Annotated in this window: 11 protein-coding genes and 1 other RNA gene; 10 read left to right on the top strand and 2 right to left on the bottom strand. The window is 71.0% G+C overall.

Annotated elements, in window-relative coordinates; all coding sequences use genetic code 11:
- Positions 1-6: 6 nt before the first annotated feature.
- From AC07RV_RS19525 to AC07RV_RS19515, 3 genes are read left to right on the top strand one after another with little or no spacing between them, the layout of a single operon-like run.
- Positions 7-2592: a PD-(D/E)XK nuclease family protein gene (locus AC07RV_RS19525; RefSeq protein WP_296789180.1), complete on the top strand. Its 2586-nt coding sequence runs from the start codon at positions 7-9 to the stop codon at positions 2590-2592.
- On the top strand, positions 2589-5852 hold the full coding sequence (locus tag AC07RV_RS19520) for a UvrD-helicase domain-containing protein (RefSeq protein WP_296789181.1): 3264 nt from the start codon (positions 2589-2591) through the stop codon (positions 5850-5852). Before AC07RV_RS19525 ends, AC07RV_RS19520 begins: the two co-directional genes overlap by 4 nt.
- Positions 5849-7090 carry a TIGR03862 family flavoprotein gene (locus tag AC07RV_RS19515; RefSeq protein ID WP_296789182.1) on the top strand — a complete coding sequence of 414 codons (1242 nt, stop codon included), beginning with the start codon at positions 5849-5851 and terminating at the stop codon, positions 7088-7090. Before AC07RV_RS19520 ends, AC07RV_RS19515 begins: the two co-directional genes overlap by 4 nt.
- 77 nt (positions 7091-7167) lie before the next feature.
- Here AC07RV_RS19515 and ffs read toward each other — a convergent pair.
- Positions 7168-7264: signal recognition particle sRNA small type (gene ffs, locus AC07RV_RS19510), an RNA gene on the bottom strand.
- A gap of 118 nt (positions 7265-7382) precedes the next feature.
- On the opposite strand from ffs, the gene dnaX reads away from it, so the two are divergent.
- The 7 genes from dnaX (at position 7383) to AC07RV_RS19475 (ending at position 13710) form a co-directional block, all read left to right on the top strand.
- Complete coding sequence (gene dnaX, locus AC07RV_RS19505; protein ID WP_296789184.1) at positions 7383-9248, top strand: DNA polymerase III subunit gamma/tau; 1866 nt, start codon at positions 7383-7385, stop codon at positions 9246-9248.
- Positions 9249-9372: 124 nt separating this feature from the next.
- On the top strand, positions 9373-9705 hold the full coding sequence (locus tag AC07RV_RS19500; RefSeq protein ID WP_007836669.1) for a YbaB/EbfC family nucleoid-associated protein: 333 nt from the start codon (positions 9373-9375) through the stop codon (positions 9703-9705).
- Between the two features lie 24 nt (positions 9706-9729).
- Positions 9730-10320 (top strand): recombination mediator RecR, encoded by a 591-nt coding sequence (gene recR / locus AC07RV_RS19495; RefSeq protein WP_093341325.1) that lies wholly within the window; start codon positions 9730-9732, stop codon positions 10318-10320.
- Positions 10321-10396: 76 nt separating this feature from the next.
- Positions 10397-10789, top strand: coding sequence for an MAPEG family protein (locus AC07RV_RS19490; RefSeq protein WP_208513568.1), 393 nt, complete (start codon positions 10397-10399; stop codon positions 10787-10789).
- A gap of 160 nt (positions 10790-10949) precedes the next feature.
- Positions 10950-11984: an ABC transporter substrate-binding protein gene (locus AC07RV_RS19485; RefSeq protein ID WP_093341329.1), complete on the top strand. Its 1035-nt coding sequence runs from the start codon at positions 10950-10952 to the stop codon at positions 11982-11984.
- A 74-nt stretch (positions 11985-12058) separates the two neighbouring features.
- Positions 12059-12874, top strand: a complete 816-nt coding sequence (locus AC07RV_RS19480) for an ABC transporter ATP-binding protein (protein ID WP_296789185.1) — start codon at positions 12059-12061, stop codon at positions 12872-12874.
- The gene (locus tag AC07RV_RS19475) at positions 12871-13710 is read left to right on the top strand and encodes an ABC transporter permease (RefSeq protein ID WP_057594209.1); all 840 of its coding nucleotides are present in this window, start codon (positions 12871-12873) and stop codon (positions 13708-13710) included. The genes AC07RV_RS19480 and AC07RV_RS19475 overlap by 4 nt, the downstream gene beginning before the upstream one ends.
- Positions 13711-13744: 34 nt before the next feature.
- On the opposite strand, the gene AC07RV_RS19470 is transcribed toward AC07RV_RS19475, so the two are convergent.
- On the bottom strand, positions 13745-15511 hold the full coding sequence (locus AC07RV_RS19470; protein ID WP_296789186.1) for a monovalent cation:proton antiporter-2 (CPA2) family protein: 1767 nt from the start codon (positions 15509-15511) through the stop codon (positions 13745-13747).
- Positions 15512-15549: the final 38 nt, after the last annotated feature.

Genomic DNA, 15549 nt, shown 5'->3' with positions numbered 1-15549 from the left:
CAGAACATGAACGAAGGCCATCCCGTCCAGGCCCTGTGGTGCGACCCTGCCGATGGTGTGGTCGCGCGCATCGTGCGCGTGCTCGCCGAGCGCCAGGCGCATGCGGCGCGCACGATGGTGCTGGTGCCCTATGCGCAGCTCATGGGCGTGGCACAGGCCATGTGGGCGCGCTGCGGCTCGCCGGGCTTCGTGCCGCGCTTCGAGACCACGCGCAACTGGGCGCGCAGCGCGGGCGGCTTCGTGCCCTCGGGCTACGACATCGCCTTCGACATGGCGCGCGACCTCGTGACCGCGCAGGGCCTGCTCTCGCAGACCGGCTTCGGCGCCGAACGCTTCGCGCTCGCGGGCCGCGTGGTCGAGCTGGCCTATCAGCTCGCGCTGCTCGCAGCCGCGGTTGCGCCCGAGGAGCGCGGCAGTACCTGGGCCGAGCGCGCCGCGGGCGTGGCCGATGCGGGCAGCGAATCGGAGTGGTTCCGCATCGAGAGCGCGCTGATCCGCATCGCGGTCGCCTGGGCCGCGAACGCCAGCTATGCCACCGACGTGCTGCTGCGCGAACCCGCGCGCGCGCAGATCGACGTGCTGATCGTGCTCGAGGGCTTCCAGACCGACCCCTTGACGCAGACCCTGTGCGGCCTGTGGGGCGAGCGCGCCGTGCGCCTGTCGCTGGTGCCCGCCATCGCGCCACTCGCGCAGTCCGCGGCCCATGTCGCGATCGATCCCGAGGACGAGGCCGAGCTTGCCGCGGCCTGTGCGCTGCGCCACCTGGCCGAGGGCCGCAGCCCGGTCGCGCTGGTTGCCACCGACCGCGCGCTCACGCGCCGCATCGGCGCGCGGCTCAAGGGGCAGGGCGTCACGGCGCAGGACGAGACCGGCTGGAAGCTCTCGACCACGCGCGCGGCCGCCATGCTGATGAGCGCGCTGCGCGCCTGCGCGCACGACGCCGGCAGCGACCAGGTGCTCGACTGGCTCAAGAGCGGCGACGACGGCGATGCGCTCGCGGTGCAGGGACTCGAGTCCAGATTGCGGCGCGAGGGCGTGCGCGACTGGTCGGCCTGGTGCGCGCAGGCCGCGCACAGCGAGAAGCCGCAGGACGTCGCGCTGATGCCCTTCACGAACGAGATCGAGGCCCGCCGCGCGCCGATGGCGCGGGCGCGCCCGCTCGCCGAATGGCTGGTCGCATTGCGCGAACTGCTCGAGGCGGCCGGCCAGTGGGAGCCGCTCGAGGCCGACCTCGCGGGCGGCAAGGTGATCTCGGCACTGTGGCTCGATGCCGGCGCGCACGGTGACGACGAGGCTTTTCCTGGCGGTCGTCACACGCTGTCCGAATTCACGGCCTGGGTGCGCGACGTGCTCGAGGACGCGAGCTTCGTGCCGCCCGTCAATGGCGAGATACCGCAGGTGATCGTGCTGCCCTTGCATCAGCTGCTGGGCCGGGCCTTCGGCGCGATCGTGATCCCGGGCTGCGACGACCGCCGCCTGCCCGCATCGCCCGAGCCGCCCGGCAACTGGAGCGCCGCGCAGCGGCTCGAGCTCGGCCTGCCTTCGCGCGAGGCGCTCGAGGCGGCGCAGCGCGCGGCCTGGAACGCGGCCCTGTGCAACCCCTGGTGCGAACTGCTGTGGCGCAGCGCCGATGCCAGCGGCGAGCCCGTGCGGCCCAGCCCGCTGGTGCAGGGCCTCGAGCTCGACCATGCGCTCGCGTTCACCGACGATCCGCGCACGCGGCGCGAAGTGCCCGTGCGTCCCACCCTCTATCCGACGCCCTCGGGCGCGCTGCTGCCGCTGCGCAACGTGTCGACCAGCGTCTACGAGGACCTGCGCCGCTGTCCCTACCGCTTCTTCGCGCTGCGCCAGCTCGGCCTGCGCAGCGCCGACGAGCTCGATGCCGAGGTCGACAAACGCGACTTCGGCAACTGGCTGCATGCGGTGCTCGGCCATTTCCACGAGACGCTGCAGCAGACGCCCACGGGCGACGCCGGCGAGCGCCTGCGCTTCATCGAGGACGCGGCCGTGCGCGCCACGCGCGAGTACGGCCTGTCGGACGCCGAGTTCCTGCCCTTCGCCGCGGCCTGGCCCGCGGTGCGCGACGGCTACCTCGACTGGCTTGCGGGCCATGAGGCCGCGGGCGCGGTCTTCGTCGAGTCCGAACCCTGGAAGGAGCAGCCGCTGGGCGCGCTGCAGCTGGTGGGCCGGCTCGACCGCATCGACCGCATGCCCGACGGCCAGCCCTTCGTGATCGACTACAAGACCGAGTCCTCGGCCGTGACCAAGGAGCGCGTGAAGGAACCGACCGAGGACACGCAGCTCGCCTTCTATGCCGCGCTGGTGGCCGACGACACGCTGCGCGCGGCCTACGTCAACGTGGGCGAGAAGTCCTCGGGCACGCAGACGGTGGAGCAGCCGGTGGTGGTGCAGGCGCGCGATGCGCTGGTGGCCGGCATCCTCGACGACTTCCGGCGCATCGCCGAAGGCACGCCGCTGCCGCCGCTGGGTGAGGGCACGGTGTGCGAGCACTGCACCGCGCGCGGCCTGTGCCGCAAGGATTTCTGGAGCGACGATGCCGGCGCCGCCGTGCTGCAGGGGAGCACGCCATGAACGGCGCCGCCTACGAACACAACGGCCAGCGCGTGCCGCGCGAGGCCTTCTACACCGTCGCCTGCGATCCGCGGCGCTCGGTGGCGGTCGAGGCCTGCGCGGGCGCGGGCAAGACCTGGATGCTGGTGTCGCGCATCGTGCGCGCGCTGCTCGACGACGGTGCCAACGCCTGCCAGCCGCACGAGATCCTCGCCATCACCTTCACCAAGAAGGCGGCCGGCGAGATGCGCGAGCGGCTCGACCAGTGGCTCGAGGCCTTCGCCGAGCGCGAGCCCGAGGAGCTGGTCAAGGAACTCGTGATGCGCGGCATGCCGCCGGCCGAGGCGCTGGCCGCCGCGCCGCGCCTGAAGGGGCTGTACCGACACCTGCTCGAAGGCGGCCGGCCGGTGCAGTTCCGCACCTTCCACGCCTGGTTCGCGGGCCTGCTGCGCAATGCGCCGCTGGCGGTGCTGCGCGAACTCGGCCTGCCGTCGAACTACGAGCTGCTCGAGGACGATGCCGAGGCGCGCTCGCGCACCTGGCGCCCGTTCTTCGAGGCCGTGACCGCCGACCCCGATGCACTGGCCGATTACTACGCGGTGGTCGCCACCTACGGCCGCTCGCAGACCGCCAAGGCGCTCGGCGAGGCGCTCACGCGGCGCGTGGAGTTCTCGCTCGCCGAACCGGCCGAGGCGGTGCGGCATTTCGCCGACCTGCATCCGGCGCTGGCCGGCTTCGACACGCCCACCGACGCGCTGCGCGGCGAGGCCGTGCGCCGGCGCTGGCTCGACCGCGCCGCCGCGCTCGGCCGCGAGACCAACAAGACGCCGCAGAAGGCGGCCGAGGCCGTCATCGACATCTTCGGCACCGGCGAGCCGGCCGAGTCCGCGCTGCCGGCGGCGCTCGCGCTGCTGCGCAAGAGCTTCTTCGTCGCGACCGAAGACCGGCTCAACAAGAACCTGCAGAAGTACCCGGCCGCGCAGGAGGCCGAGGCCGAGCTGCAGCTGCTGTGCGCCGCGCAAGCCCAGCATGCGGCCTGGCTTTACCAGCAGCGCATGACGCGGCTCACGCGCCTGCTGATCGATGCCTTCGCGGGCGTCAAGCGGGCTCATGGCTGGGTCGACATGAACGACGTCGAGCAGGCCGCACAACTGCTGCTGGGCCAGTCGGCGCTCTCGGGCTGGGTGCAGGAGCGGCTCGATGCGCGCATCGCGCACCTCTTGATCGACGAGTTCCAGGACACCAATCCGCTGCAGTGGCAGGCGCTCTACGGCTGGCTCAGCGCCTACGTGGGCGCGGGCGGCAGCGCGCCGCGCGTGTTCGTCGTGGGCGATCCGAAGCAGAGCATCTACCGCTTCCGTCGTGCCGAGCCGCAGGTCTTCATCGCCGCGAAGAAGTTCGTGCGCGAGGGCCTCGGCGGCGAGCTGCTCAACTGCGACCACACGCACCGCAATGCGCGCGCCGTCGTGGGCCTGGTCAACCAGGCCATGCTGGCCGCGCAGGAGGCCGGCGAGTTCGACGGCTTCCGTGCCCACACCACCGAGCGCAGCGACGAGGGCGCGCTGCTGAAGCTGCCGGCCATCGAGCGCGATGCCGCCGAGGCCGCGGCCGAGGCGGCTCCGGCCGACGACGGCATGCTGCACTGGCGCGACAGCCTGGTCACGCCGCGCGTGCTGCCCGAGGAGCAACTGCTGCAGAAGGAGTGTGAGCAGGCCGCGCGCTGGATCGCGCAGCTGATCGCCGACGGCACGCCGCCGCGCCAGATCATGGTGCTGTCGCGCCGCCGCAGCCGGCTCGCCGCGATGCAGGACGCGCTGCGCCAGCGCCACATCCCGGTGCAGCAGCCCGAGAAGAACGAGCTGCACGATGCGCCCGAGGTGCAGGACTTGGTGGCGCTGATCGATGCGCTGGTCTCGCCCGCGCACGATCTCTCGCTGGCGCGCGCGCTCAAGTCGCCGCTGTTCGGCATCGGCGACGACGACCTGGTGCAACTGGCGCTGCGCCAGCGCGCGCTGCCGGGCTGGAGCTGGTTCCGGCTGCTGCAGACCGGCGAGGGACTGCCGGCCGCGCTGGCCGAGGCCGCGACGCGGCTCAAGCGCTGGCAGCGCTGGCTGGCCACGCTGCCGCCGCACGATGCGCTCGACGCGATCTTCCACGACGGCGACGTGCTCGCGAAGTTCGGCGCGGCCGTGCCCGCAGCGCTGCGCCAGGGCGCGCTGGCCAACCTGCGCGGCCTCTTGGCCGCGTCGCTCGACATCGATGGCGCGCGCTTCGTCACGCCCTATGCGTTGGTGCGCGCGCTGCGTGCCGGCGGCGTGCGTGCCCCGTCGGTGGCCGCGCCCGAAGCGGTGCAGCTGCTGACGGTGCACGGTGCCAAGGGCCTCGAGGCCGACACCGTGCTGATGCTCGACTGCGACGCGCCACCGCCGCGCGCCCAGACCATGGGCGTGCTGGTCGAGTGGAAGGGCGGCGACCGCGTGCCGACGCGCTTCGTCTTCCTCGCGAGCGAGAAGACGCCACCGGCCTGCGCGGCATCGCTGCTGCTCGACGAGCAGCGCGCGCGCCACCGCGAGGAACTCAACGGCCTCTATGTCGCGACCACGCGCGCCCGCGCGCGGCTGGTGCTGTCGTCGGTGCGCCCCGCGCGCGCCAACGAAGGCAGCTGGTGGGCGCGGCTGGCCGAGGCCTGCGAGACCGTAGCTGCCGACGAGCCGCTGGTGGCCCCGCTCGCGGCGCAGGCGCAGGCCGTGTTCGCGATCCACGAGCTGCCGGTGTTTGCTTCCGCGACGCCGCCGGTGCCCGTCGCGCGCAAGGAAAAGGCGGCCACCCTCGACGCGCGCGCCGCGGCCTTTGGCCAGGCGATGCATCGCTTGCTCGAATGGTCGGTGCCCGGCGAGCCCTTGGCCGCGGCCCATGTGCGCGCGGCGGCGCAGGAGTTCCTGCTCGACGCGCAACAGGCGCGCGGCGCCGCTGCGCTGGCCGCGCGCATCCGCGCCGGCGCGGGTGCCTGGGCCTGGGACCTCGAGCGGATCGACTGGCACGGCAACGAGGTCACGCTGGTGCACGAAGGCGACACGCTGCGCATCGACCGGCTGGTGCGCGAGCGCGCCAGCGGCACCTGGTGGATCCTCGACTACAAATCGGCCGCAAGGCCCGAGCGCGATGCCGCGCTCATCGCACAGATGCAGCGCTACCGCGCGGCCGTGCAGCAGGCCCATCCCGGTGCCACGGTGCGCGCCGCGTTCCTGACCGGGCAGGGCGAACTGGTGAACCTCGAATGACTTCTTCTTTCACCGTCGCCGTGATCGGCGGCGGCCCCGCCGGCCTGATGGCGGCGGAAATCCTCTCCGCGGCCGGTGCGAACGTGCACCTCTACGACGCCATGCCCTCGGTCGGGCGCAAGTTCCTGCTCGCGGGGCGCGGCGGGCTCAACCTCACGCACTCCGAGCCCTTCGAGGCCTTCGTGGGCCGCTTCGGCGAACGCCGCGCCGAGCTCGAGCCGATGCTCGCGGCCTTCGGTCCCGCGCAACTGCGCGAATGGGCCGCGGGCCTGGGCATCGAGACCTTCGTCGGCAGCTCGGGCCGCGTGTTTCCCACCGACATGAAGGCCGCGCCGCTGCTGCGCGCCTGGCTGCACCGGCTGCGCGAGGCCGGCGTGCAGTTCCACATGCGGCACCGCTGGACCGGCGATGCCGCGGTCTCGCCCGGCGTGCTGCGTTTCGACACCCCCACGGGCGAGGTCGAGGCCTCGGCCGACGCGGTGGTGCTCGCGCTCGGCGGCGCGAGCTGGGCGCGGCTCGGTTCCGATGGCGCCTGGGCGCCGCGGCTGCAGGCGCAGGGCGTGCCGGTGGCGGAGCTGCAACCCGCCAACTGCGGCTTCGACGGCAGCGGCTGGAGCGCGCATTTCTCGGAGCGCTTCGCGGGCCAGCCCTTCAAGTCGGTGGCCGTGTCGTTCACCGACAGCCGCGGCCGGCAGTTCGCGCGCAAGGGCGAGTTCGTCGCCACGGCGGGCGGTATCGAGGGCAGCCTCGTCTATGCCGTCTCGGCCCTGCTGCGCGACGAGATCGCGGCCCACGGCAGTGCCACGCTGTTGCTCGACCTGCTGCCCGACCGCAGCGCCGAGCAGGTGCTGGCCGCGGTCAAACATCCGCGCGGCGCGCGTTCGCTCGGCAGCCATCTCAAGAGCCGGCTCGGCCTCGAGGGCATCAAGGCCGGCGTGCTCTACGAGGTGCTGAGCCGCGAGGCGATGCACGATCCGCTGCAGCTCGCGCAGGCGATCAAGGCCGTGCCGTTGCGGCTGCTGGCCACGCGCCCGGTCGACGAGGCGATCAGCACCGCGGGCGGCGTGCGCTTCGAGGCGCTCGATGCGCAACTGATGGCGAGCGCGCTGCCCGGCGTGTTCGTGGCGGGGGAGATGCTCGACTGGGAAGCGCCGACCGGCGGCTACCTGCTCACGGCCTCGATGGCCAGCGGCATTGCCGCCGCGCGCGGCGTGCTCGCACGGCTGGGTCTTGCATGAGACCCAGGCCGTGATCGATGGAACGAGGAGCGGTTGGCGCGGCTCCCGTTTCGAGCCGAAACGAAAGCGCTGAAGAAGTTGACGAGCCTTACCCCTGGCACTGACTACGCAGTTAGGGCTGCTTGGTTCCCCACCTGACCCGGTTGGCCACTTCACCATGCAGGGAGGCCCGTCAGCGGCGATTCTAACCTCGCTCGCGTTGCCCCCTTCGCCGGGGCGGTGAATCGATCGATGAGAAACATCGAAGAGGCGGACGCCGAAGGCCCCCTTCGCGGCTTTTAGAATGGGCGCAATGTCCTATATCGTGCTCGCCCGCAAGTTCCGTCCGAAAACCTTCGCTGAGATGGTCGGTCAGGGGCACGTGGTGCAGGCGCTCGAGAACGCGCTCACCACCCAGCGCCTGCATCACGCCTACCTGTTCACCGGCACGCGCGGCGTGGGCAAGACCACCGTCTCGCGCATCCTGGCCAAGTCGCTCAACTGCCAGGGGCCGGACGGGCAGGGCGGCATCACCGCCACGCCCTGCGGCGTGTGCCAGGCCTGCCGCGACATCGACGCCGGCCGCTTCGTCGACTACACCGAGCTCGACGCGGCCTCGAACCGCGGCGTCGACGAGGTGCAGTCGCTGCTCGAGCAGGCGGTCTACAAGCCGGTGCAGGGCCGCTTCAAGGTCTTCATGATCGACGAAGTGCACATGCTGACCAACACCGCGTTCAACGCGATGCTGAAGACGCTCGAGGAGCCGCCCGAGTACCTCAAGTTCGTGCTGGCCACCACCGATCCGCAGAAGGTGCCGGTCACGGTGCTGTCGCGCTGCCTGCAGTTCAACCTGCGCCCGATGGCGCCCGAGACGGTGCTCGAGCACCTGACCTCGGTGCTGCAGACCGAGCAGGTGCCGGCCGAGCCGCAGGCGCTGCGCCTGCTCGCGCGCGCGGCGCGCGGCTCGATGCGCGACGCGCTCTCGCTGACCGATCAGGCGATCGCCTTCGGCAACGGCGAACTGGTCGAAGCCGGCGTGCGCCAGATGCTCGGCAGCGTCGATCGCGGCCATGTGTTCCGCCTGATCGAGGCGCTCGCGCAGGGCGACGGCAAGACCGTGGTCGAGACCTCCGAGGCGCTGCGCATCGACGGCATGTCGGCCGCCTCCACGCTCGAGGAAATGACGGCGGTGCTGCAGGCCATGGCGGTGCTGCAGGCCGTGCCTTCGCGCGCCGAGGCCGCCACGTCCGCCACCGATCCCGACGCGGCCGACACCGCGCGGCTCGCGCTGCTGATGCCGGCCGACGAGACCCAGCTGCTCTACAGCCTGTGCCTGCACGGGCGCGGCGAGCTCGGCCTCGCGCCCGACGAATACGCCGCGCTCACGATGGTGCTGCTGCGCTTGCTGGCGTTCAAGCCTGCGCAGAACGCGGCCGGCTCGGCCTCCGCGGAAAAAAAAACTCTGAATGAAGCCCCGGCGGCGGCGCCGGCACCCGTTGCCGCCCCCGCGCAGCCGCCGCGGCCGATCCCGGTGCGCAGCATGTCGGCCGAGGTGCCGCGTCCGGCGCCCGTGTCCGATGCCGCGCCCATGCAGCCGCCGGCCCATGCGCCGGCGGGCCACCGCCTGCCGGTCGTCGACCAGCCCGTGCGCCGGCCCGAGGCGCGTCCGCCCGAGGACGCCCCCGAGCCCGATCCCGCCAAGGTGGTCGCCGTGCCGATGCGCGTGCAGCCGCCGCCCGGCGCGCGCGACACGCCGCGCGACGGCGCCCAGGCCCCGGCCGCGCCGATCCCGCCGAGCGAGGAGGGCGACTTCTGGTTCGCCACCGTCACGCAGCTGATCGCGGCCGAGAGCATCGCCGCGCTCACGCGCGAACTGGCGCTGCAGTCGCAGCTGGTGGCGCGCGACACCGACCAGTGGCTGCTGCGCATCGAGCGCGAGTCGCTCAACCAGCCCTCGAGCCGCGAGAAGCTGATCGCCGCGCTGGCCGCGATCGGCCACGAGGTCAAGCTCGCGATCGAGGTCGGCGGCGTGGTCGACAGCCCGGCCCGCCGCAACAAGGCCGCCGCCGACGAGCGCCAGCGCATCGCCGAGGAGGCGATCCGCAGCGATCCCGAGATCCAGGCCCTGATGCGCGACTTCGATGCGAGGATCGTCCCGGGCTCGCTCAAACCGGCCTGAGCGCAGCGGGCCACGCGCAGCGGCGACAATCGGCCGTGGCCCTTGCGGCGGCGAGGCTTCGCCGCCGTCTGCGCTTCCATCTCTTATCCTTCTCCATCCACCCAACCGATCCACAGGACCAACGATGTTCAACAAAGGACAACTGGCCGGCCTCATGAAGCAGGCGCAGGCAATGCAGGACAACCTCAAGAAGGCCCAGGAAGAACTGGCCCACATCGAGGTCGAGGGCGAATCGGGCGCCGGCCTGGTCAAGGTCGTGATGACCTGCAAGCACGACGTCAAGCGCATCACCATCGACCCGAGCCTGCTGGCCGACGACAAGGACATGCTCGAGGACCTCGTGGCCGCCGCCTTCAATGCCGCCGTGCGCAAGGCCGAGGAGACCAGCGAGCAGAAGATGGGCAAGCTGACCGCCGGCATGCCGGGCCTGCCCCCGGGCATGAAGCTGCCGTTCTGATGCCGCCGAGCCACCAAGGCTGACGTGTCCGACGCCGGTTCCCTCGACGCGCTCGTCGATGCGCTGCGCCGCCTGCCGGGCGTGGGCGTCAAGTCGGCCTCACGCATGGCCTTCCACCTGCTGCAGCACGACCGCGAGGGCGCGCAGCTGCTCGCGCGCGCCCTGCAGCAGGCGGCGGGGCAGGTGCGCCATTGCGAGCGCTGCAACACCTTCACCGAGATGCCGGTGTGCAACGTCTGCCTCGACGTGCGGCGCGACGCGACCAAGCTCTGCGTGGTCGAGACGCCGGCCGACCAGGCCGCGCTCGAGCGCACCAACGCCTTCCGCGGCTACTACTTCGTGCTGATGGGCAAGCTCAGTCCGCTCGACGGCATCGGTCCCAAGGACATCGGCCTGCAGAAGCTGTTCGAGCGCGCGCTCGACGGCACCGTGGCCGAGGTGATCCTCGCGACCAACTTCACGGCCGAGGGCGAGGCCACGGCGCACGTCATCGGCGATGCGCTGCGCCAGCGCGGCCTCACCGTCACGCGGCTCGCGCGCGGCGTGCCCGCGGGCAGCGAGCTCGAGTACGTGGACCTCGGCACCATCGCGCACGCACTGGTCGACCGGCGCTGATCCCGCGGCGGCCACCGCCGCTGCGCGGCGCTCATACCGCGCCGCGCGGCGCATCCAAGAGATTCCGGAGACACCCATGACCCTGTCGCTGCTCACCGTCGCCTACTGGTGCGTCTTCATCGCCTGCGGCCTGCCGTACCTCGCGGCCTGGATCGCCAAGGCCGGCGCGTTCCGTCCCAGCGACAACGCGCAGCCGCGCGACTGGGCCGCCAGGCAGGCGGGCTGGCGCGCGCGCGCCAATGCCGCGCAGGCCAACAGCTTCGAAGGCCTGCCGTTCTTCATCGGCGCGGTGCTCATCGCGCACCAGCTCGGCGCCGCGCAGCTGTGGATCGACCGCCTCGCGATCGCCTACGTACTGCTGCGCGTGGCCTATCTCGCGCTCTACATCAAGGGCATTCCGGCGCTGCGCAGCGCGGTCTGGGCGGCTGCGTTCGTCGTCAACATCGCGATCCTGTTCCTCGCGAAATAGCGCGGACTAATCCGGCCTTTTTCACTCTGTGAGAGGCCTTCATGCTTACGTGAAAACCCGCACGGGATGACCCCGATGCAGCGACCCTGCGCGCGCCCCTAAGCTCGATTCAGTTTCGACGCATCCCAGAGCCACCCCAAGCCGCCGCAGGCCACGTTCCATGCTTCACCGCCGCACCCTCATTTCCGCCTCGGCCATCGCCGCCGCCACCATCGCGTTGCCGCGGGTGTTTGCGCAGCCGAAGCTGGAGAAAACCAGGATCTCGATCGCGGTCGGCGGCAAGGCGGCGTTCTATTACCTGCCGCTCACCATCTCCGAGCAGCTCGGCTACTTCAAGGCCGAGGGGCTCGACGTCGAGATCTCCGACTTCGCGGGCGGCGCGCGTGCTTTGCAGGCGGTGGTCGGCGGCTCGGCCGACGTGTGCTCGGGTGCCTACGAGCACACCATCAACCTGCAGGCCAAGAACCAGTTCTTCCAGGCCTTCGTGCTGCAGGGCCGCGCACCGCAGATCGCGATGGGCGTGTCGACCAAGAACATGTCGAGCTATGCCGGCATCGCCGACCTCAAGGGCAAGAAGATCGGCGTCTCGGCGCCGGGCTCGTCGACCAACATGGTGGCCAACCTCGTGCTCTCGCGCGGCGGCCTCAAGGCCAGCGACGTGAGCTACATCGGCGTGGGCGTCGCTGCCGGCGCGCTCACCGCGCTGCGCTCGGGCCAGATCGACGCCATCAGCAACACCGACCCGGTGATGACCATGCTCGAGCAGAAGGGCGACGTGAAGATCATCAGCGACACGCGCACGCTCAAGGGCACGCAGCAGGTGTTCGGCGGGCCGATGCCGGCCGCCTGCCTCTATGCGCCGGTCGACTTCGTGCAGAAGAACCCCAACACCTGCCAGGCGCTGGCCAACGCGATCGTGCACGGCCTCAAGTGGCTGCAGACCGCGGGCCCGGGCGACATCATCAAGACCGTGCCCGAGACCTACCTGCTCGGCGACCGCGCGCTCTATCTCGCCTCGTTCGACAAAGTGCGCGAATCGATCGCGCCCGACGGCATCGTGCCGTCCGAAGGACCCAAGACCGCGCTGGCCGCGATCGCGAGCTTCGATACTTCCGTCAAGGCCGACAAGATCGACCTGGCGAAAACCTACACCAACGATTTCGCACGGCGAGCGAAGGACAGGTTCAAGGCCTGACCTCGATGTCCCGCGACCCGGCTTCGGCCGGGTTTTTTCTGGGGGACGCACTTCGCTCGACATCCAGTTCCGCCATGTCCGACCACGCACTCGAACTCCTCTCGATCAGCTGCATCTTCCATTCGAAGGACGACCCCGGCCAGCGCTACACCGCGGTGGCCGACACCACCTTGCGCGTGCGCGCCGGCGAGTTCGTGTCGGTGGTCGGTCCCACGGGCTGCGGCAAGTCGACCCTGCTCAACATCGGCGCGGGGCTGCTGCAGCCCTCGTCCGGCACGGTCAAGGTGTTCGGCCAGCCGCTCGCGGGCATCAACGCGCGCGCGGGCTACATGTTCCAGACCGAGGCGCTGATGCCCTGGCGCAGCGCCATCGACAACGTGATGGTCGGGTTGCAATACCGCGGCATGGCCGATGCACAGGCGCGCCGCGAGGCCGAGGCCTGGCTCGCGCGCGTGGGCCTCTCGGGCTTCGGCGACCGCTATCCGCACCAGCTCTCGGGCGGCATGCGCAAGCGCGTGGCGCTGGCGCAGACGCTGGTGCTCGACCCCGACATCATCCTGATGGACGAGCCCTTCAGCGCGCTCGACATCCAGACCCGGCAATTGATGGAGAACGAGGTGCTCGATCTCTGGAGCGCGAAGAAGAAGGCCGTGCTGTTCATCACCCACGACCTCGACGAAGCGATCGCGATGAGCGATCGCGTGGTGGTGCTCTCGGCCGGGCCCGCCACCCATCCGATCGGCGAGTTCGAGATCGACCTGCCGCGCCCGCGCGACGTGGCCGAGGTGCGCACCCAGCCGCGCTTCGTCGAGCTGCACACCCAGATCTGGGAGGTGCTGCGCGACGAGGTGCTCAAGGGCTACGCGCAGCAACTGAAGAAGGCCGCATGATGTCGCGCCTGGCCCTCAACGAACGCAACGCGCGCTTCTGGCAGCTGGTGCTGCTGGTCGTGATCCTCGTGGGCTGGCACCTGGCCTCGCGCAATCAGCAGGTGGCCTTCTTCCTCGGCGAGCCGATCCAGGTGGCCGGCCGCATCTGGAGCTGGTTCCTGCCCTTCGAGGTGCCGGCGAACCCGCTGTTCCCCGACGGGCTCAAGGGCAATGCCGACATCTACCTGCACCTGGGCACCACGCTGCTCGAGACCGTGCTGGCCTTCGGCATCGGCACCGTGCTGGGCCTGGGCTGCGGCCTGTGGCTCGCGCTCGCGCCCACCGCGAGCCTGATCCTCGACCCCTACATCAAGGCCGCCAACTCGATGCCGCGCGTGATCCTCGCGCCGATCTTCGCGCTGTGGTTCGGCCTCGGCATCTGGAGCAAGGTGGCGCTGGCCGTCACGCTGGTGTTCTTCATCGTGTTCTTCAACGTCTACCAGGGCGTGCGCGAGGTGAGCCCGGTGGTGCTGGCCAATGCGCGCATGCTGGGCGCCAACCAGCGCCAGCTGCTGCGCACCGTCTACCTGCCGAGCGCGACCAGCTGGGTGTTCTCGAGCCTGCACACCTCGGTGGGCCTGGCCTTCGTGGGCGCGGTGGTGGGCGAGTACCTGGGCTCGGCGCGCGGCGTCGGCTACCTGATCCTGCAGGCCGAGGGCACCTTCGACGTCAACACCGTGTTCGCGGGCATCGTGGTGCTGACGGCCTTCGCGCTCGCGCTCGACGCGCTGGTGGGCCTGATCGAGAAGCGGCTCATGAAGTGGCAGCCGCGCAGCGGCGAGACCGAGAAGCTCTGAACCGCGCGCGGCTCGAGAACGAACTCGGGCGCGCTCAGGTGTTCTTGCCGTGCGCCTCGGTGTTCACCTGCACCAGCGCGCGGCCCGCGAAGATGCCGCCGGCCATCTCGAGCACCAGGCGCTCCGCGTCGCGCCGCCGCAGCTCGCCGATCACCTCGTCGGCCTCGGTGTCGGAGGCGCCGAGCGCCAGCACGCCCTGGCGGCCGAAGGCCATCGCCGATTCGAAGGTCTCGCGGATCTGGAAGTCGACGTTGAGCTTGCCGATCTCGAGCATGTGCTCGCGGTCGTAGGCGCGCACCAGCAGTTGCGCATGCGGGAACTCGGCCTTGAGCAGCTCGACGATGCGCGTGGTGGCGGCCTTGTCGTTCACGCAGACCATGATGACGCGCGCGCTGTGGGCGCCGGCGGCATGCAGCACGTCGGCGCGCGAGCCGTCGCCGTAGTAGACCTTGAAGCCGAACAGGGCGGCATCGCGGATCACCTGGGTGTCGGTGTCGATGATCGCGATCGAGGCGCCGCGCGCCAGCGCGCCCTGGATCGCGATCTGGCCGAAGCGGCCGAAGCCGATCACCAGCACGTTGCCGACCAGGTCCTCGGCCTTGTCGATGCCGTCCATGGACTCGGCCACGGCCGGCGCGAAGCGGCGGTGCGCGAGCACCACCAGCGGCGTGAGCGCCATCGAGAGCACCACCACCGCCGTCATGTTGGCGTTGACCACCGGGCTGATGACGCCCGCGGCGAGCGCGGAGGAGAACAGCACGAAGGCGAACTCGCCGCCCTGGGCCATCAGCACCGCGCGGTCGAGCGCGTCGGCGCGCGAGCTCTTCGCGAGCCGCGCCACCGCGTAGATGCACAGCGACTTCACCACCATCATCGACAGCACGCCGGCCAGGATCAGCTGCCAGTTGCGCGCCACCACCGCGAGGTCGAGCGACATGCCCACGCCGATGAAGAACAGCCCGAGCAGCAGGCCGCGGAAGGGCTCGATGTCGGCCTCGAGCTGGTGGCGGAAGGTGGATTCGGACAGCAGCACGCCCGCGATGAAGGCGCCCATGGCCATCGAAAGGCCACCGAGTTGCATCAGCAGCGCGGCGCCCAGCACCACCAGCAGCGCGGCGGCGGTCATGACCTCGCGCGCCTTCGAATTGGCGAGCACGCGGAACAGCGGGTTCAAGAGCCAGATGCCGGCCGCCACCAGCGCCGCGAGCGCGGCCAGCGCGATGCCCACGCCGATCCAGCGCGAGCCGGCCTCGACCACGTGCTGCGTGGCGTCGGGCGGCGCGATGAAGGCCACGATGGCCAGCAGCGGCACGATCAGCAGGTCCTCGAACAGCAGCACGGCGACGATCTTCTGGCCGCGCGGCGCCGCGATGTCGCCGCGTTCGCCGAGCAGCTGCATCACGATGGCGGTGGAGGTCAGCACGAAGCCCATCGCGCAGACGAAGGACACGGCGAGCGGGAAGCCGAAGGCCATGCCCACGCCGGTCAGCAGGATGCCGCAGACCACCACCTGCAGGCTGCCGAGGCCGAAGATGTCGCGCCGCATGCTCCACAGGTGCGAGGGCCGCATCTCGAGGCCGATCACGAACAGGAACATCACCACGCCGAGCTCGGCCGTGTGCAGGATGGTCTGCGGATCGGTGAAGAGGCCGAAGCCGAACGGGCCGATGGCCAGCCCCGCGGCCAGGTAGCCGAGCACCGAGCCGAGCCCGATGCGCTTGAACAGCGGCACCGCGACCACCGCGGCCCCCAACAGCGTGACGACCTTGACGAGATCGCCCGCGCTTCCTTCCACTGCCATGTCGTGGCCCTCCTGATCTAGTTATTCATGACCGGCGC

The organism is Variovorax sp. GW821-FHT09B01, from assembly GCF_059418345.1.
Note: the sequence above shows the minus strand (reverse complement) of the source record. Positions and strands in the feature narration are given on the sequence as shown.